Here is a 20,962-nt window from a genome sequence, read left to right on the forward strand (position 1 = left end):
AAGTAGCCTCCTTCTCCTGTCATCCGAGTAGCTGACACTGGGATGACACCCCACTTAACCGTCATACTGCCGCGGTATCTCTTAGCCGCTAACAAGCAGCGGGATAACGAGCTTATCGTCACGCCGTCGCGAACCGTCATACCGCGATTCATTCGCGGTATCTCAGCCGCTAACAAGAGATCCCGCTAACAAGCAGCGGGATGACGATTGTCGTTCAGCCATAAATATTAAGAAATTTACCAAATGAAAAAAAGGCAAAAGAAGCCCCGTGGTTGGCTAATTACTTACATTATACTTTCAAGTATGGCGTTTTTTTATTCTAAACGTTTAATAACCGCGATTCAGTTGCTTTTAAGCCGCAACTAATCTAAATTATAAACATTAAGAAATTTACTAAACAGAAAAAAAGGCAAAAGAAACCCTAGGGTAGCTAATTATTCACTATCCATTTTTTAAGTTGGCGTTTTTTAATGTTTTAAATGCTTTATAAGCGTATCTCAGCTTGTGTAGGTAAAAACCTAGAAATTTGATAAAGACATAAGGTGCACATAGTGCAAAAAATTAAACATGAGACGCCAGATACGTGAGTTTTTTTGTCATTTAATCTGTACAGAGAAGATAAATAAATAGCTTCAGTTTCATGATAAGGGGGCTGGCGGAGTTTGTCAAGGAAGTTTTTTGTTTCTATTGAATGACAGTTGTAACCTACGAAAGAAGTCTGTTGTAATTTGTACGATATCTTTATAAAATGGTTCGCATAAGTTATCTAGCAGTGCAACTAAACAAATACAAAAATCAAAACGTCGCGGTTTTTGGTCTTGGTAAAACTGGTTTATCCGCCATTAACGCTCTAACAAAGAGTGGTGCAAGAATATATGCATGGGATGATCATGAAGAGCAAATAGCAAATGCAAAAATGATGAATAAAAAATGTAATTTTATTCATCCCAAGGAATACAATTGGCATGAGATCAGTGCATTGGTTTTAAGCCCTGGAGTGCCAACAGAGCCACATTGGATAGTAAAACTTGCAAGGAGATTTGATTGCAAAATAAAATCAGACATTGAGCTATTTCTTGAAGCTAAAACTACGAACCAGAAGGTAATAGGCGTCACAGGAACAAATGGTAAATCAACCACTACATCACTAATAGGGCACATATTAAAATCTGCAGGGAAAAGAGTAGCTATTGGTGGAAATTTAGGCGTTCCTGTTTTGGATCTAGAAAGAGATGCAGAAATTTATGTAATCGAACTCTCCTCTTTTCAATTGGAGTTGATGAATGAAATTAACGTGGACATTTCAGCACTGCTCAATATTACACCAGATCACATAGATAGGCATGGAAGTATGGAGAACTACATAGCAACTAAATTAAAACTGATAAACGGTAGTGAGGTTGCCGTAATAGGATGTGACAATGAGATTACTGCTGATATATTCAACAAATTCACTGGAGACAAAATTCCAATCTCAGTAACATATTCCCCGATGTCATTCCAGCGCGTGACGCTGGAATCCAGAAAAGAAAAACCATTGCCAACTACTCAGATGACAGAGGGTGGTGCAAGAGATCTAATATCATTGGCAGGTAACAATTTGCTTGATTATAGTGAACAGATTACTGGTATAGATCGAAATTATCTGGATCCCAGTGTCAGCTACTTGGATGACAAAAGGGGCACTGGGATCCAGAAGATCTCGTTAAAACTAGAGAATCATAGCTTATCAGTAAGCGACGTGAAAATAAACCTAATATCCAACGCAGAAAACATAGCAGCCACATATGCCGTATGTAAGGTACTTGGAGTAGATAGCAACACTATTATCAATGGAATCAAGTCCTTTTCAGGACTGAGGCATAGGAATGAACTGCTTGGCAAAATAAGAAATGTGTTTTTCGTGAACGATAGCAAAGCAACTAATGCAAAATCGAGCGAAAAGGCGATCTTATCTTATGAAAACATAAATTGGATCGCTGGTGGAAGAAGCAAAAAAGGTGGAATAGAATCATTAAGCAAGCATTTTACAAGGGTTAGAAAAGCTTTTCTTATTGGAGAATCAACCGAAGCTTTTGCAAATGTTATGGAGAATAAAGTAGATTATGTTAAATGTTGCAATCTAGAAGATGCATTCAGATTGGCTTTTGAAGAGGCCTTAAATAGCGCAGAAGAAGTAACAATATTACTTTCTCCCGCGTGTGCTTCTTTTGATCAATGGAAAAATTTCGAGGAACGTGGTGAAGCATTTTGTAGAATGTTTGAAAATCTCAGGTACAATCACACATGCTGTTTAGTATGATGTTGCGTGGAACAAAAGTTAATAATAGATAAGCTAATTAGGGTTATTCCATTTGAAGGGATAAGCGATGAAACCCTATTAAAGGTGTGCACTGACCTTAATCTAGCTAATAGCTTTTGCAAATTTCAGAATGGAATATATAGCGCTTTGGAGCACATAGCAGAGGACTTAAATAGCTCAATGGAAGCTGAACTAAGGAATTCTAATTTAGAAGATATGAAAGTGCGAGAGCGAGTAAAGTTAGCCATTCAAATACGCTTTTCAAATTACGCTAAGCTACCAAATTATAGAGAACTTTTAAAAAATGTTTTATTATTCTCTGTATCACCAAAAAATACATATTTTTCTAGTAAACTTTTATACAGAACTGTTAGTGCGATTTGGTATGGCATTTATGACCAATCAACAGATTTTAACTACTATACAAAAAGAGCAATATTAGCTGGAGTGTACTTAAGTACGATACTTTTTTTTATCAATGATTATTCAGAAGATTTTGTGGATACTTTATCGTTTCTTGATAACCTTATCAACAATGTCATGACATTTCAAAAATTCAAAACTCGCTTAAAAGGAATCATAGGAAATTTCTTATAAGCTATTGATTGTTGGTAGAAAAGTACTTGAGCACGATCCTGAAAAGGTTTGTGAAAATAAAAATATTCATGCTGATCATAAAGAACATTTAGTTTATCGTGAGGATAATAATGGTACAACAAAATACACCAGTTACGAAGAAAAAGAAAATAAATTTATTGAAGAAGCACATGAATATTTAATAGACTCTGAATTTAATAAAAATTTTGATCTAGGGCAGTACAGAATAAGTAATTTCTCCGGAAACTTGACGAAAATAGAACTGGAACTCATCAATGAAAAGTATATGCAAGTTCAAGTTAATAGAGAAAGAAAAATTATTCTCGCTATACCGTAGGTGCGTTCCAAGATTATACTGAAGTTTTTATTGCACTCAAAATCTTCGTTTTTCCTAATCTCTAGAATTATCAATGCATCATCACTTAACCAGCCTGAGTGAGCTAGTCCATTCAACGTTGATTCAACTAGATTGCTATTGTAAGGTGGGTCTATAAAAACTACATCGCACTTTGAAATAGGTTGTGGCAATTTGTTAGCACTACAACAAATTAGCGTGACATTGTTCGTAATTCCAAAATCTTCTGCTGTTTTTTTAGGCAGTTGCAAATTGTAATAATCTGAATCCACCATGAATGCATGTTTAGCGTCGCGAGAAAGCGCTTCAAATGAAAAAGAACCACTACCACAGAATAAATCAAGTACATTCAAGTTATAAATAGGTTTTCTTGAGGAAAGCATATTAAATATTGCTTCTCGGACAATACTCATAGTTGGCCGTGCAGCTAAATGCTTACCTGTAGTTATTTTTCTTCCGCGATATTTGCCTGCAATGATGCGTAGCATATTAAATAAGCTCCAAAATAATTAATTATTTATACTATATGATTAATGTCAATATGGCTTTAGCAGTTTAATAGAGAGAAGCTATCGAGTCGCTTGTAAGAAAAACACAAACACAAGACTCATCAGTTATCTTTTTCTGATTTGCCTGCTGCATTAATTGCTTGACCAATCTCATCTTGTAAATCATCATGATCATTTTTTTCATCATGATTTAGCCCTTCAATTCTGCTTTCTAACTCTAACTTAATTATAGTATTGATTTTATCTATATTATCAAGAAAGCCTCTACATTCTTCTTCACTATACTCTTCACCAGATGCTTTTTTTTCAATAAATAGGTTTTTAAATCCTGCTAGATCAGAATTCTGATCGGTATTTAGTACAACATTTCTCTCTATGAAGCTAAGATCTGACAGCAGTAAGCTAACCTCTAACAGATCCTCACTTTTCACGCTTTTAAGGTCTTCAAGACTTTCTAAAATACTAAACAACTTAATCCTTTCTTGTACAATCTCTTTGTCTTCCTTATCAAATTCAGACAATAAACTATGATTATCTACAAATTTCTCACTCAAAGCTTTATTCAATTTAGCAAAATTGACATCCTTGTCAAGTGATGTGTTATCCCGCAACAAGTCTACCCTTGCCCTACGCGCATTTAAAATGTCGTCGTAGTCATTTAACTTTATGTTGCCATCTTTGTCTTGCTGCAATTTATAATAATCAAGGCCTTTGAAATTTTTATTAGTCTTCATCTTCAATCCTCTTCTCATCTCCTTTTGCATCTGGTTTCCTCATTGGTTCCGGTAATTTCCTTTTACTGTCTTCTCGATTTCTTTTTTCCTCTCTTTCAGCACGTTTTTTTATAGCTTCCTGGGTATTCATTCCAAAAAGTGCCTTAACGTACTCTTCTGGATTTTTTGGTTCTTTAAATAAAGGCTTAAGATTATAAACTTCGTCTTTTCGATCTCTTTCTTCTTTTCTTCTAGCTCTTTCAGCACGTTTTTCTACAGCTTCTGGAGTGTTCATTTCAAAAAGTGGTGAGAGGTTGTAAACTTTATCTTGATTTCTTCTGCCTTCTCTTTCAGCACGTTTTTCCATACCTTCAAAAGCAGATCCAAAATCATCAATTTCATCTGGGCCTTTTGGTTCCGTGCCTAAATTTCGTGTCACTTCATTTGATTGATCAGGCTTATCTTCTTCTGTTGGCTGATCATGCTGTAGTTGATTAGGCTTGTCTTCTTGTTCTGTGCTTAGTTCTCGTACTACCTTATCTGGCTGACCTCCCCCTCGTAGTCGAAGAGGGTCGCCTTCTTCTAGTGGCTGATCATGGTTATCTCTTACTAGTTCCGTGCCTAACTCTCGTTCTACCTTATTTGATTGATCAGGATTGTCTTTTTCTGGTTCTCTCTTACGGCCGATAGTGTAATCATGAAGCTTCTCTAAGAAATCTCGCCTATATTCTTTTGCTCTATAGAGTAGGTTATGATCATAGCCATGCTTTCCTATAGAGTCAAGGCCATGCTCCCAAGTAAATTTCATAGCATCTTCTATTGTATAGCCCAAATGTGATCCTACATATCCTTTGTAATATTCTAAATATTTACCGATCCTTCTATGCGTAATATCTTCCTTATCAACTCCAAATGCCCTGTAGATTTTTTCCTCAAGTTTATCAACGTCATTTTTAGGTGATGTTGCAAATTTTGTTGCTTCAATAGTAGCACCTACAAATTTACGTGGCACATCAATAGCGTATTTCAGCACTCCTCCAACTCTTGGTACTCTCCCCAGCAGATTAGCTGCACCTCCAGCTAATCTATCCGGTAAATGAGTAGCCCAACTGCCTAAAGACTCTAACCCTCCACCAATTTTATCTTGCACTGCTGATTTGCCAAAATATAAGATTTGACTTACAAAAGACGCATCTGGGTCGCCATGTGCAGTAGCGCTTGGAGAATGCTTAGAATACATACTAGATATATTGTAAACGCTGAATCCACCACCAGCGATACTTGAGCCCATTTGTTGTACGAACGTGCGTAAGGAGAACATTAAAAATGAAAGCAAGAATAATACAAAGATTTCCCCTGCATTGATTAAATAACCTCTCTGTATGTCTTGCACCCTTTGGTAATCACTATTTTCTCGATAATCTTTGCAATCCTCACAATCTTTACATTTCTTACAGTATTCACTGTTGGGATCCTTATATAAATCATGAAGTTTCAGTCTTCCACAACCTTGTTGTTCTAATACTCTTTGCACCAAAGACTTTATCTCTCTTTTGAGATCTGGTCTTATGGTACCTTTTCTGTAGTCATCCACTATTTTCCTATAATTTTTACACTTTGCTTCATCTTGCTGAGATCGACAGTAAAGCTCTGTTATTTTACTATTCATACCACCTATCTTTTTGTCTATATTGTTGATCAACAGTAGAATATCAGCTTTTTCTGATGCATATGATAAACTATTTGTTAAGCGTACTAGATCTTTTGCTCTACAGTCATTCTTCACTATCATATCACTTTCTGCAATATAGTGGTCTGCTGGATTCTTCTCAGTACCAGGAATTGGGTTAAAGAAAGGATAATCTATATAACGAAACCCTTTTTCAATGTAATCAGGTGGAAGAGGGATATATCCAGCGCCGCCAGTAAATTTTATTGTACCACCTTCTCTGCTTAGTTTTTCTATACCTTCTATATTTTTATCTATGTTAAGTGGAGAAGCTTCTCCAAGAGTGTAAGGTACAAAAATTTGCCCTGGGGTCCAACCAAAATACTGTTTATCAATGATACAAAAACCACCAAACACCCATTTTGGAGCACATAACCTTACCTCGAACCATTTATTGTAGCATACAGTAAAACCTAGTTGTCTATAAAAGGTATTCATTATAATGGAAGCCAGTAATGACAAGAGAGCAAATATCATAATCGACTGCAAACAAAAGCTGATGCAGAATTTTATCCAACCTTCAAATAGACTTTTCAGTGGTGAGAATAAAATAGAGATTAGGAACAGCGGCATGATAGCTATAAGAAAAGCTATACCCATAAAACCAGAGAGGAATATTATGTAAGCATATAAGCACAGCAAGAAATATAAAACTATCCCTATGAAAATTGCCGGTATCATCAGAAGGCTTGCCCACATTTGGTAATGCAAAAACGCTGCAAACTTTTTCCAAACAGAATAAGCAAAAAACTTATTGAACATGTCCTCCATGAAGCTAAACAACTTAGCTTCATCTCCTTGAGCAATACTTCCGGTGTTCATGTTGGGAGCAAAGTTAGTAATTATACTTATCAATTGTTCAAGACCTTTAACGAATAAAACAAGAAAATGATCATAGAAAAATCTAAAACTTCCAGGAGATATAAGCACTATTACTAGAGTGATTTTCATCATTCTGATGAGCATATCATGCTTAGTCTCTTGTATCATGCCAAAAAGATAAAGAAGCGATGAAATCATTACAAATAGAACAAGCAAGGAAAGAACAAAATTGTGAAAGCTCGTACTTTTTTCAGCTATATTTTCGAACATAGCTTGTGCAGCTGCAGGATCGTTACTGTTAAAATGCTCTTCACAATTTTTGTTAATCAATAATACACATTTTAGATAGTTATAAATATAATCAAAAAACCCAAAACTACTTGGCTGCTGCACTCCACTTAAGAACTCAAAAGAGTAGCCACCTACATTATCTAAGTAATATCTATCTAATATTTTTACATATATTTTCCATCCCTTTTTTAACTTCAACTCATTACAATTTCTGTCCTTTAATTTAGTGTTATCTCTGTCTAAAGTAAAAAATCCATTGTCGCCCTCTGCTGTGGAGTTATAACCTAGATGTACAGTAGGATATTGAGGATCGCGCATTAACTTTAGATTTTCGTTAGGATCATCTTTCCCCGTTTGAAACAAAAGATAAGCACCATGACCGTTGGTAAACCAACATGGAGCACCACGTGATACTGTATTTGCACTATCATCTTCATTAATGCACTTGCAATTTACAGTGCAACTTGCATTAGGCTTACTTGAAAATTTTTGTATGCTAGGTTTATAATCATTACAAACTAAGTGAAAATTAGGTAAACTATTATCACTTTGTTTACCTTCAAATTTAGTTGCATATTTTAACTGCTCCAAGCTTTGTAAGGTATAACTGCCTTTTTTAGATTCCTTCTTGTTATTATTACTCCAAGATGTCCATTCACCATTAACTCGCACTTTTAAACTATCTCCATTGGTTTCGAGTCCGGTGTCCTCCCACTTCACCACTTGGTTATGGTGAAAACCATAATTAATTTCGCCAGTTTCAGGATCAATAACTTCTCCATCTCCTGGAATAAACGCATCGTGGTCGCTTGAAAAATGAGCGCTTACTGCAATAGGTTTAGGACCAAAATAGTCAGCAGATATACACCTTGGAAAAGGCATATCGTTTTTACTACAACCTGTGATCAGCACATAAGCTGCAAGAAGTAATACCCTAAACCAACATTTGCCTAAACGTGATTGCATATCTAAACTTTTTCCAAATACAGAATAAATTTCTAAAACTTTACTTAAAATATCTTTTTAATTAGTTACTCCATAATATCATTTATATCTTACTCCTCTCCATTTTCTTCCTTGTTTTTAGCTTTAGCACTAGGATCACTTCTTATTGTTTCATCAGAATTTTTTTGCTGATCTGATTGTTTTAATGTTTTAGGTCTATCACTCGTTGTTTTATCAGAACTTCCTTTAGAATCTTCTTTTTTGTCTGGTTGCTTTGGCGTGTTAGGTAATTTAGCCTCAATTTTTCCCCGATCTTTACTCATTTTCTGCTTGATACTCTGTATCATACTTTGGGTCTTATCATCAAGGCCAACGGTTGACAGCATAGCTTGCGATGCGCTCTTAGCAACTGTACCAACACCGCCAGTAACTCCATAACCAGAGCTAAATAGTGTTTGTACCATAGTTTCCGATATAGAAACAAAAGCTTCCATTGCACCGGCAATAATGAGGTATATAAACGCCTGGATTAGGTCTATAGGTAATGCTGCAAAGTGTCCACCAGCCCTTTCTCCGGTACTGAGTGCAACATCAACGCTAGTGCCAGGACTGTATCCAAGAGGCAGTATTGATTTCATCAAGCACAGATCATACGATAAGAAATTTACGCTAATTAAACATTGATAGCATGCAGAAAAATTTGTGAGGTTATATAAAACTGAATACATCAACTGATTTAAAAGAGATAAAAATGAAAATAAAATGACTGGTTCTAATGAAACATGAGCCAACGTTTTTATCCAATTATCAAACAAGGGTTTAGTCTTTTGAAATAGAATAAATACGATAAATAAAGGTGTTAATGACAGTAAAAACGCCACTAGAACAGTAGATATTACATATTTAAACGTAGCGCTAATAATGCATTTTAAGAACATAAAAGTAGCGTAGAGTATTGCCAAAAATGCAATAAAGCCAAAAGGACCAGAGAGCATCAATGATAAAAACTTTAACCAAGTTTCTGCTGTGAATAATACTCCTGCTGTCAAGTCTAAGAATGCAAATTCTCTCCCCCCTTCCCCTATATAGCCAGAAAAGCTATCAACCAAATAAGTGCTACCATCTATAAAAAGTCTGGATAAAGTTGTACCAAAAAGTTCCCAGCTTCTATCGCTAAAGGCAAAAGCTATAAATGCTATCTTGAACATTCTTACAATGAAATCAAATTTACTTAGCTGTATTGTTCCAAGCATATAGCCAACGACAGTAAATATAACGTATAGAGTAAGCAAAGCTCTTACCCCTTGAAGAAGACCTCTTGCATATCCTTTGTATGAATCTTTAACGCTGTCCCCAATTACTTCTTCTTTTATAAGTTTAAATACCCCGTTTACATTCGATGAAATAAAATCATTAATTTTTCTTTTAACAAATAAAGTTACTGTGTACTTATTATTTTCATAATATTTGCCATTTTCATCTGTAATGTCATCTCTCTCTACGTTGCTTACATTGATGCCGAAATATATCTTCTTAGATTCTTCGTTCTGAAAGTGTTCTCCGCTTATTACATCTAATATGGTGTACTCATCTTTTCCGTTTACTCTTTCTCTCACTCCTACCACTTTAAAATCATTAGTTCCCACACCATGCAAATCTTTAGGTGGCTCATCACCTAAATATACATATAATTTTTCGCCATTAATATATTCACATGATCTAGTCACTTTAACATGGTACCCACCTCTATTAGCTCCATAGTGACCATAATCTGCAATGGCAAGCATCACACTGCTACCAGGTGTTACACTTCCTATTGGATAGTCATGATTTAATTTTAAGGAAAAATCTTCAAAATTATCACTGATTTTTGAGCATACTAGTTTATCATTTTTCTCCTTTCCTGCTCCTCCTCTTTTTGGAAGACATTGAATACCTTTAGCATCGCCCTTCATATCATTACGCTTGCCTTCAGAAATACTTGCATCACCTGGATCGCTTATTTTTGCAACAAGAGCCTCAGCCCAAGATTTATCATCTTCAGTAAAACTACCTGCTTTAACATTCCCTTCCATTTTTTCTAGATAAGAATACATATCACATTTATTTCCTTTATCGTACTTCTTATACCTTATAGAGGAGACACAGTTCCGTTCTCCTGCTTGACCTAAACCATAGTTCCATATACCCTTCTCAGTATAGCATATATTTTGATGGTAACAGTTAAGCTCATAGGAGGAGTACTTTTTTCTCTCATCAAGACTACAGTTTTTTCCATCACATAACTCGTTCAATCCTATTTTAGCGCGGCGTAAATCAAGTAGTGAACCATATACCCATGGTTCGTTGTCTTGAATATAACCTTTATTAAAATGCACCTTATTATCATATGGGGTATACCCATTGCCAACTAGCACTTTGCTTTCCTTTGCTTTTGTTTTATCAAGAGGTAAAAATTGTATTTTATTTTTTGTACCATCTTTACCATCACAAAAAAACTCTCCCCCCTGATGTACTTCACTCACTGTAGCTTTCTTATATACAGTTTCCTTACGGTCATTTTCTACAGCTTTATAACAATTGTCATCAAAATTGATGCCTTTCCCTTCTGGATTGTCGTAATCAATTGTTATTTTTCTGGGAACTAAGCTGAAGCTTAACTTGTCACCAGGATTTACTTTAATTCCAGTGTCCACATAACGTCTATTGCTGCCAAATCCTTTGCCACCACATAGTTCGTTTTTACTTTCATTAACACCATAATTGTTAGGTACACTATTAATATCCGCAGCCTTACTATAATTTGGTTCTGAGCCATCAGCACAAAAGCTAGCTGGCACAAGTACTTTCCTTGGATTTTTGTCTTCTTTAAAAGGGCAAAAATTTACTGATCCATCGAGGGTGAATTTGATTTTCTCACCCTGACTAATTACCTGACCAGAATCAACCCAATGAATTTTATCGGCTTTACGAACTGGAACATCCACATTAACGCTGGTGTTTTTGCTCTGCAACCCAGGCTCGACACAATCCATATTACAACCAGTGATTGCAAGACACAGTATCAACAATAGTGATCTTTTACTTATCATTGCTGTCTTCCTTGTGGTATCTGAGGCGTTGACCTTTGAGTCCCTTGTGGTATTTGAGGTCTTGACGTACCTGACTGTTGAGAGGAATCTCCTCTTTCTCTTCTTTGAACGCTTTGTTCATCTAACCCTACTGTTCCCATTAAGCTTTGTTGATACTGTCTTCCAGGTTCGCTTGCTACATAAGCACCAAACAACGAGTCAGATATTGCCGAAGAAGCTTCAACTAAAGCTTTCATAGCGTGTCCCAAAATAACAAAAGCCATCATAGCGGTAATATTAGGTGTATATTTGGAAGCATAACCATAAAAAATACAAGGGTTAAAAATCTTTAGGTTAATATTAAGTATACATGTAGAGCAGACCTCACAATCAAATACTGAATACACAATATAATCCATAACCTGACTTATCAGTGATATAAAAATTAAAAGGACCACTGGATGAATTGCAAATCTTGCTAAATTTTTAACCCAGTTTTGAAACATCTGCCTAGTATACGCAAATAAAAGACAAATAATAAAAATAGGTGCTAAAGAAAGTAATAACGCAACTATTGCTATAGATGTAATAAAAGAAAATAAGGCATTAAAAATAGATAAGCTCACTGTGATTAAACCCCAAATCACCAAGCAAAAAGATACAATGCCCAAAGGGCCAGAAAATATAAGAGATACTATTAACAATACTGAATGCGATGACAAGAACCTATTGAGCGGCAAATCAAGAAACTCAAAAACATTTGAAGTAGTGCCTCTAAAATTTGCTATTTCTATTAGTTGTTTTGGAGTGTTAATAAATATAGAGAATGCGTTGTTATAAAAAAAGTCCCAGCTATTATCCTGCAATAGCTGGGCGATGATTCCTATCTTTACGCATATAATTAAAAACTCATATATAGAAATATGAGTTAATCCAAAAAAGTAATAAAGAGTATATAAGATTATATATAGTACTAATAGTGATATTATAGTAGATCTAATGGTATTTGTTCTGCTTGATTTTATAAAACTTTCGTAAAGAGACTTCACAGGACTAGTATCAGAGTGAATTGCGTTAGGGTCTTTATAATTAGAGCCGAAAAATGCAGTTTTCACTTTTTCATCAAAGAAATTATATATTGCACTAAAAGTTTTTGTAGGTGGCTCTTTAGTTGTTAGGTTAATACTAAACTGACCTTCATTTTTGTAATCGCAGCCATGGTCTCTTATTCCATAATATATGGTGCCTTTTTTTTCTTTTAACTTTTCCTTTAAGCCTTCCATGTACTCAGTATCATGAACTTTGCTGATATCTACAGATATATCCGCTTGGTTTTCACCAGGCTTATGCTCAGGAAGTTTGTCAGAGACGCTTATATACAAACTATTCTCCAGACTGTGGTTCTTCGCTACTCTTATGTTGAAACCACCTTTGTCATTTCTATCATAGCAGTGCTCGTCATTTCTACTACATAAACTAAAAGTTAAACTTGGTGTTCGATGGTATTTTTCTATCTTATAATCACAGTTAGTGCATATGCCACCTGTTGGAATGTGTTCAAAATCTTCACCATCCATGTGAACACGTAATAGTGCAATGTCAGTTTTTACCTGTTTTTCCTTTAATACGTTACTAATAGTTTCAGCAATAACAGATTCACCACTAGAATTTAAAGCATTGAATATCTCACCTTCTATACTATTGTATTCAATGTATGCGCAACCTTTGTTTCCGCTGTCGGAAGGAAATTTACATATACGTCCGCAGAGTAAATTCAAAATGCGCGTATCTGTTTTGTTTTTCTGATCACTTGAAAGCTCACTGCAGTTTACACTTTCTCCTTGTTTTATAGAATTAATAATGTTTGTATCTTGACTTAACTGCGAAAAATCTGAATCCCAGTACTCTTTTCCATTCAACCATTGCGCATCGCCTATTATATATTTATTAGGACATATTTCACCCTGACATCCTTCTCGATTTAAAACATGTGCAAAATGTTCCGTTTCTTGTTCGCTGCACTTTTCATCAATTTTCACATACCTGATTTTTGTCTCACTCTCTTTATCTTTACACACTTTACTTCCAATAACACTAAAGCTTATCGTATCGCCTTCCTTAAGTGCAAATGGTAATGTAACGCTATTTTCCCCAGGCCCAATTGCAAAATCTTCATACTGCTTAGGGCAAAAATTAACCTTACTAGGCACTATACCAATCTCTGTTACTCTTATTCTATCTGAGATATTAACACCGGAATCAACCCACTTCTGCTCTGTTGACACTATATCTAGTTTTTCACGCAAACCTGATAAATTTTCTGGCTTAATACAGTGATGTTCCCCGCAGCCTGACAGAAAAAAAAACGGTATTATCAGCAAAAATTTTAGCATAAATCCAACTCATTCAGTGCTTTTGTTAACACTCTCGGAGCTACTAGAACCAGAACCTCGAGATTTACTCTTGTCTCCACCACTCAACTTCTTAGCAGCAGCACCAGCAACTCCAGCAACACCCCCAGCAGCAGCTTTGGCAGCAGATAAAGCTTTGCCCACCATTTGTCCAGGTGTCTGACCTGAGCCAAGTGCTGCTCTATGGTTACCAGCAAGTTCAGCAGCCATGCCAGGAAGAATGTTTAAAAAGTGGTAAAAGAGGAATAATACTAAACACAATTTTAATAATTCTCCGATGAGAGAGCTGCCAAACTCCATGTATGTAAAGTCGAATAGACCAAGTATGCTGCTCTTTTTAAAGCTATAATTTTGCATCATACATGCAAGAGTAGTTTCATTTTTATCACATTCCCCATTTTTCAATTTAAACCACTGTTTTTTCTTACTATATGAGATTTCTGCTTGTTTCTTTTCATATGACTTGTCCGGTTGTTCATTTTTATATGACTCGTCCAGTTCAAAATTTAAATTTTTAAAATAGATTTTATCACATGCTATGAACATAAAGGACAAAAACGCAAAAAGGATAACCGGGTATAAGCTATAGGTAATCAACTCTTTCACCCAGCCTTCAAAATATCCTTTGGTGTGTTGGAATAAAACCATAGGAATGAACAAAGGTGATAAAATGATGATTACACTTAAAGCAACTAGAGATAAAATAAATACATAGCACAGCCACAAAATAACCATCATCATCAGAACGGCCATAAATATACAGACAAGAGCTACTAAAATTTGTCCACCAGCAAAAATAATACCGATTACCGAACCTGCAACTAATAAGACAGGAGCAGCACCAAGCAAGACTGCTAACGTTGCAACACCTCCAGTACCAATTTTGCCACCAATTCCATCTAAAGGGGCACCTAAATAAAATAAAATTCTACAATCAAGCCTATCCCAAGGTGCAAGATAACTGTAAGATACCCTCTTTCCTGCACGAGTATATTCATAATCTGTACCTGCTTTATAATTACATATGCCTTTACTTTCAGATGATGCTTTTAGCACTATCTCTGACAAACCATTTGAGAGACGAGTTAATTCTCCATAATAATGAGACATGGTACTGCCTGTTGTGAAGTAAATCACTAAAGCGAATTTTATGATCAACATATACATTTCTTGAGGCCTCTGAACTCCACCAGACATGGCTTTTATAGAGAACAGTATTAAAGCTAAAACTAAAACAGCAGTTACAGTGTTTTTCAGCCTTTTCTGTGCTACAGATATAAAACTCTCACCATTTGGTGCACCTTTACCTGCAACTAAATTATCTAACGATTCCTTAATGCATTGCACTATCATAGAAGTTACGGGAATAGGAGCTAATGATTTACTCCCTGCCTGGTTATAACAAGCTTCAGAAACATACGAGCTAAAACAGCCAGCATTATCATAACCTACAAAAATTTTCCCCCCTTGTCCGTTGAGTCTTTTTTCTTTAGATCTGATAATAGTTTTATAGTCATCATTATTACCAATAGGAACTTTTTCCTCTCCTGTACCATCTTTATTTTTGAATATCATCACAGATTTTTCACACATAGGAGCAAGTGGGTCAGGTGGCAATTCCGTGCACCCCATATCAACCCCTTGCGGCCAAGGAGTCATTTCGATACCAAGCATTTTCACACTTGCTAACTCCACACATAATCTGCCCATTTTTCTTACTGCTTTAAATGTAGCTCCATGTATGGGTTCGCTCTGTCCTGCTTTGAGAACTTTACATTTCAGCTCACCATCAACCTTCGGGGACCATGACCCATCTACATATCCAGTATCTTTCTCCCTGACATCAAAATCTATGTATCCAGTTTCTTTTCTGAAATCAAAGTCTTTCTTGTTAAAAAGATTACCAAAAGTTAAAGGGTTTCGATGACATACTTCTATATATTCACTGTATTGCACACCGTTTTTTGGCCAGTAATAACTCTCTGTACTCTCCTGAACGTTAGAATTTAAGGCTTCTTTTTCTGCTCTTTTCCCGTCATAATCTTTTTTGTTCACGTCTTCCCGAGCTTTATTTTGCAAACAAGAAAAATATTCCTCTTCTGTTTGGTAATTTTCATTGGTGCAGCCACTATAACCTGTGTCTTCTAATTTAAAATTTTTGTATTTTCCATCATGATCACGTGCAACTGGGTGTTTAACAAAACTATGTTCACAAACAACAAGCCCTCCTATCGCTTTCCAGACTCCAACAATTGCAGCTATCATTCCAACAGTAACAAGAGCGGTAAACAAACCAGCAGAAGAAACGATCAAAACAATGCCAGTAAATATTGCGCCAACAGCAATCGCTATTCCAGCAAGTGCTGCAGCTGTTTTAAACGCTCCACAATCAGGATTAGAGGCACGACTAAAACTGCCAGTGGAATTAAATCTGCTAACAAATTCTGTCTTGTCAGTACCACTTACTCCATCTGCAAGCACTGGATATGAGAGTAAAAAGTCTATATTTAGTAAAAATATCGCAATTAATAGCAATGACAGCTTAGTCTTAAACATTTTTTACCTTCTGATAAAATATAGGCAACCATACTTTTGGGTTGTCCCCAACTTCATTTAATATATCGTGTAACAATAGAACACTTTCTGCACGTCCGGATAATACGTTGATTATATCATCCAGGCCTTTTAAGTCTATTCTAGCTACTACAGCATTGACTCCTTGTTTCACCAAAAAGAATCTAGTACTCGGATCTGTGTGCTTAATTAATATATATTCACGTTCAGTTAACATAAAAACATCCCGATAGACACTAGTAGCTTTCAGATTTGGTAAAAAAATCTGTGTCGCTGTTTGTTGTACAAGCGTATCGCTAATAGTACTTTTACTTGCATCCTCAACACTCTGAGTAGCAAAAATCACAAAAGCATTTAGTTTTCTCAGTACCTTCAACCAGTCTTTTATCTTGGGTGCAAAAACTGGATTATCTATTAACGCCCATGCCTCATCAAGAACGATAATAGATGGAGTGCCATCAAGAGATATACTAATCCTATGAAATAAATAAATCAAGACCGGTCCAAGAGCAACAGGATCTTTGAGCAAGCTAGCCATCTCAAAACCAAATACTCTTGCTCGTGAAAAATCTAGCAAATCTTCTTTATTGTCAAATATTGCAGCATGAGAACCATTATCATGCCACATAGATATTGCCCCAGCTAGAGTATCAGGACCTGCAAGCCCTAAAAACGGTACGAGGTTTCTCAAGAATCTGTCTTCTTTTCTTAATTTAAAATTTCCTTCAATTGCATCATTAATTCGTGCAATATCTTCTGAAGTAAATTTATCATTATATACCGAAATTAAAGACTTTATCCACTCCATTAAAAATGTTCTATTATCAGAGGTATCATCAAGTTGTAAAGGATTAAAATTTGTTTTAGTTCTTGGTTCTATTACAGTATAGATACCACTAAGTGCTCTTAAGAAAATCTCTGCACCGCGATCTTTATCAAAAAAGAATATCCTTGGAGAAAACTTCATCGCTTGGGCACACAGGAAATTCATTAAAACAGTTTTACCAGCACCAGTTGGGCCAATTATCATAGTGTGTCCAACATCCCTTATATGAAAGTTGAAAAAAAATGGAGTACCAGATGTCGTGTCAAAAACTGTAACGGCATCTCCCCAGTGGTTATTGAATTTATTACCAGTAGGATAATTATGTTGAGATGCAAATCCAGCCAAATTAAGACTACTTATTGTAGCTTTTCTCACTATATAATCGAAATTACCAGGAATTTGCGCCCAAAATGCTGGTTCAAGGTTAACTCTCTCACGTATAGGGTAAACACCGCAATTAGAAAGCTCTGATTCTACCAACGACAGAGCGTTATCCAATGATTTAGGACTTTTTTCTATACATAAAATAGTCAGGTGATGTTGACCAAACGCAATCTTACCACTCATTGCGTCATCAAGCGCTTGAGAAATTTCTGCTATTTGAGAAATAGCTTTATCTGCAGACTGTATCATTCGATTTTGCTGTATCTGCATTTTTCCAATCGCCATTTGCCTGTTTATAAATTGAAAAGATTGCGTAATTATAAACTCGTAAGGAAGTTGTAAAAACGAATCAAGCATTCCTGCAGAAGTATGATTTCCATATTCTTTGATACTAATTATTCCAGCATATTTACTCTCATTATGAGTCACAACCTGTATCATCTTACGGCCAAAGAATAACCTATGTACTGGTAAGTATCTTGATATTTCAGTTCTTAGCGGAAAAAGCGTATTTGTAACGAAGCCACAATTTACGATTCTAGATAGAAACTCCATTATTTCGCAGAACAAACCATCTGGAGTTTCTTTTACTCCAAGAATTTTAGGCGAATAATTTCTAAGGCTTGTCACTACACGATTTGTCGTTTCCTCTAAATCTTCATACGTGGCACGTATATCACTTTCCCAAGCATGTTTTGAAGTTACACGTCCGAATTTTTTTAGTAGATGTGACAAAAATTCTACTCCTTTTGTGTCCGCTCTACGGATAATCGTAATGTATAGGTCATTAATAAATGATTGCCTTGTTGCGTGTTTTTCTCTCCATTTTAGATTTACGTGATTAGCGAAAAAATTCGGCAAACCTTGACTTGCAAATTCATCAGAAAAAATATTTTTCTTACGTCTGATAGTATGAAAATACAAACTAAATGCCGGAGATGAAATGCTTCTTAGCATCTGATTCCTGATGTTGTTCTGTATGACTAAATCCTCGTCATCGGCAGTTTCAAATGCAAAACCACTTAATTTTATAACCTTAACCAACCAATTTTCTTTTGTCATCAAGGTTGTGCTATTCCAATAGCAAGAATAAGGAATAAATTCAGCAGCGTGAACTTCCCTGTTCAGAGTAGATTTATTCTTTGATTGAATAGCCCTAAACCTCAGCATCACACAACGTTAAGCAATATCATAAGAATTGGCTCCATGGTAAAAACGATTTAAACATTTCGAGCACTTTCCCAATTTTACCATAAATAATTCAATAAACAACGGTTCTTTTGCAGAAGCTATATAACCAAGTCCATGCATACCTGGTAACATTAAGAGAATCACTCTTAAATCATTTGAATTAATGAAAATTAGCATGCAAATCAGGACGTTTAATATTGCAAACATATAACTCACACCAAAGAGCATTGCAGGTCTTGTAAGACCTTTAAATAATTGATCTGTTTGTATACTACCTGTGGACATATCTTTAACCTTCTAATAATAGCTCTAACACTAATACTATATCATTATATTAAAAATCCATTGAAACTAGTAGCACTTTAAGTTAAGATACATTATTTAATCCCGATAATGACAAGTTGGCCATTTCAAGAAGCAGAAAAAATATTGCAAGAGTTTCCTAATAAAAAAGAAATAATATTTGAAACTGGTTATGGACCCTCTGGTTTACCCCACATAGGAACCTTTGGAGAGGTTTTCCGCACTACAGTTATTGTAAATGCATTAAAAAAAATAGCTCCTGGTATAAAAACCAAAATCATTGCAGTTTCAGATGATATGGATGGTTTGCGAAAAATACCAGATAATGTGCCAAATCAAGAGATGCTAAGAGAGCACTTAAATAAACCATTGACTATGATACCTGATCCATTTGGCACTCATCAGAGTTATGGTCATCATATGAATTCATTGTTGTGTAAATTTCTTGATATGTTTGAATTTGAATACGAGTTCAGGAGTGCAACAGAGTGTTATAAATCTGGCGTTTACGATGAAAAACTTTTACTCTTACTGAAAAATTATGATAAAGTGATGGACGTAATGCTTCCATCATTTCGGGAAGAAAGACAGCAGACTTATAGTCCATTCTTGCCAATATGCCCAAAAACTTCTCAAGTTTTACAAGTTCCAGTAATTGAAACAAATACAGAGAAAGGAACAATCACATATGAAGACCCAAACGGGGAAAAAATAGAAGTTCCAGTGACAAAAGGAAAATGTAAACTGCAATGGAAACCTGATTGGGGAATGAGGTGGGCCGCATTTGGAGTAAATTACGAAGCTCACGGAAAAGATTTAACTCCATCTGCTGTGCTTTCAAGTCAAATATGTGAAATACTTGGAGAAAAGCCACCACTTCTGTTTTGCTACGAGCTTTTCCTTGATAAAGAAGGAAAGAAAATATCAAAATCAAAAGGAAATGGCATTTCAATTGAAGAGTGGCTAACTTACGCACCAACAGAGAGCTTAGCATTGTACATTTTTCAGAGTCCTAAAAAAGCTAAACGTTTATATTTTGATGTGATACCAAAATCAACTGATGAATATTTAGAATTTGTAAAGCGTTATCATGAGAACAAAGAAAAGGATATAAATAATCCTGCTTGGCACATTCACCAGGGCAATGTTCCCAGTATAGAAACTTCAGGCATAAATTTCTCACTACTTTTAAACCTAGCAGCAGCTTGTAATGCTGAAAACAAAGAGATCCTATGGGGTTTTATATCCTCTTATGCACCAAACGTTACACCAGAAAATAATAAAATGCTTGATAGACTTTCAGACTTTGCAGTAAAGTATTATCACGATTTTATCAAGCCAACAAAATCATATAAAACTCCAAATGAAAAAGAGAAAGAAGCGTTACTAGATTTGAAGGACACTTTACATTCTCTATCTATAACTGCTACTGCTGAAGAAATTCAATCTCAGGTATTTTCTATTGGAAAAAAATATGATTACACTAACTTACGTGACTGGTTTCAGCTATTATATGAAACGTTACTTGGCCAAAAAACCGGTCCAAGAATGGGATCTTTCATAAAGCTTTATGGAATGGATAATACGATTTCTCTCATAGAAAGCGCTATTAAATAGACTTCTTGCATAACCATATAACAAACTTTTATTGGAAATAGAAACGAAAAAACTTACTTGACACCCTTCGCCAGCTCCCTTATCATGAAACTGAAGCTATTTATTTATCTTCTCTGTACAGATTAAATGACAAAAAAACTCACGTATCTGGCGTCCCATGTTTAATTTTTTGCACTATGTGCACCTTATGTCTTTATAAAATTTCTAGGTTTTTACCTAATATAAGCTGAAATGCGCTTATAAAGCATTTAAAACATCAAAAAACGCCGATTTAAAAAATGGATAGTGAATAACTAGCTACCCTAGGGTTTCTTTTGCCTTT

General features: G+C 35.4%; 12 protein-coding genes. 4 read left to right on the forward strand and 8 right to left on the reverse strand.

Annotated elements, in window-relative coordinates:
* Positions 1 to 748: 748 nt before the first annotated feature.
* Genes ABWU47_RS05675 through ABWU47_RS05685 form a run of 3 tightly spaced genes read left to right on the forward strand, consistent with a single transcriptional unit; the run spans position 749 to position 3,236 of the window.
* The gene (locus ABWU47_RS05675; protein WP_353285621.1) at positions 749 to 2,302 is read left to right on the forward strand and encodes a Mur ligase family protein; all 1,554 of its coding nucleotides are present in this window, start codon (positions 749 to 751) and stop codon (positions 2,300 to 2,302) included.
* Positions 2,303 to 2,308: 6 nt separating this feature from the next.
* Positions 2,309 to 2,899: a COQ9 family protein gene (locus ABWU47_RS05680; RefSeq protein WP_006279275.1), complete on the forward strand. Its 591-nt coding sequence runs from the start codon at positions 2,309 to 2,311 to the stop codon at positions 2,897 to 2,899.
* A gap of 4 nt (positions 2,900 to 2,903) precedes the next feature.
* Positions 2,904 to 3,236: a hypothetical protein gene (locus ABWU47_RS05685; protein WP_006279274.1), complete on the forward strand. Its 333-nt coding sequence runs from the start codon at positions 2,904 to 2,906 to the stop codon at positions 3,234 to 3,236.
* Here ABWU47_RS05685 and rsmD read toward each other — a convergent pair.
* The 8 genes from rsmD to ABWU47_RS05725 form a co-directional block, all read right to left on the reverse strand.
* Positions 3,194 to 3,742 carry a 16S rRNA (guanine(966)-N(2))-methyltransferase RsmD gene (gene rsmD, locus ABWU47_RS05690; RefSeq protein WP_077188204.1) on the reverse strand — a complete coding sequence of 183 codons (549 nt, stop codon included), beginning with the start codon at positions 3,740 to 3,742 and terminating at the stop codon, positions 3,194 to 3,196. The genes ABWU47_RS05685 and rsmD overlap by 43 nt on opposite strands.
* A 122-nt stretch (positions 3,743 to 3,864) precedes the next feature.
* Complete coding sequence (locus ABWU47_RS05695) at positions 3,865 to 4,497, reverse strand: hypothetical protein (protein ID WP_077188205.1); 633 nt, start codon at positions 4,495 to 4,497, stop codon at positions 3,865 to 3,867.
* A complete protein-coding gene (locus ABWU47_RS05700; RefSeq protein ID WP_077188206.1) occupies positions 4,487 to 8,284 on the reverse strand; it encodes a type IV secretion system protein in 3,798 nt (1,265 codons plus the stop codon). The genes ABWU47_RS05695 and ABWU47_RS05700 overlap by 11 nt, the downstream gene beginning before the upstream one ends.
* Positions 8,285 to 8,373: 89 nt before the next feature.
* Entirely contained in the window at positions 8,374 to 11,355 is a 2,982-nt protein-coding gene (locus tag ABWU47_RS05705) for a type IV secretion system protein (protein ID WP_077188207.1), read from the reverse strand.
* Complete coding sequence (locus ABWU47_RS05710) at positions 11,352 to 13,727, reverse strand: type IV secretion system protein (protein ID WP_353285622.1); 2,376 nt, start codon at positions 13,725 to 13,727, stop codon at positions 11,352 to 11,354. The genes ABWU47_RS05705 and ABWU47_RS05710 overlap by 4 nt, the downstream gene beginning before the upstream one ends.
* A gap of 9 nt (positions 13,728 to 13,736) precedes the next feature.
* Complete coding sequence (locus ABWU47_RS05715) at positions 13,737 to 16,301, reverse strand: type IV secretion system protein (RefSeq protein ID WP_353285623.1); 2,565 nt, start codon at positions 16,299 to 16,301, stop codon at positions 13,737 to 13,739.
* Positions 16,294 to 18,699 (reverse strand): VirB4 family type IV secretion/conjugal transfer ATPase, encoded by a 2,406-nt coding sequence (locus tag ABWU47_RS05720; protein ID WP_077188210.1) that lies wholly within the window; start codon positions 18,697 to 18,699, stop codon positions 16,294 to 16,296. Before ABWU47_RS05720 ends, ABWU47_RS05715 begins: the two co-directional genes overlap by 8 nt.
* A 9-nt stretch (positions 18,700 to 18,708) precedes the next feature.
* Positions 18,709 to 19,005, reverse strand: coding sequence for a type IV secretion system protein VirB3 (locus ABWU47_RS05725; protein ID WP_006279216.1), 297 nt, complete (start codon positions 19,003 to 19,005; stop codon positions 18,709 to 18,711).
* Between the two features lie 108 nt (positions 19,006 to 19,113).
* On the opposite strand from ABWU47_RS05725, the gene ABWU47_RS05730 reads away from it, so the two are divergent.
* Positions 19,114 to 20,640 (forward strand): lysine--tRNA ligase, encoded by a 1,527-nt coding sequence (locus tag ABWU47_RS05730; protein WP_236514718.1) that lies wholly within the window; start codon positions 19,114 to 19,116, stop codon positions 20,638 to 20,640.
* Positions 20,641 to 20,962 lie beyond the last annotated feature (322 nt).

The organism is Wolbachia endosymbiont (group A) of Gastracanthus pulcherrimus (assembly GCF_964028265.1).
GTDB lineage: Bacteria > Pseudomonadota > Alphaproteobacteria > Rickettsiales > Anaplasmataceae > Wolbachia > Wolbachia pipientis.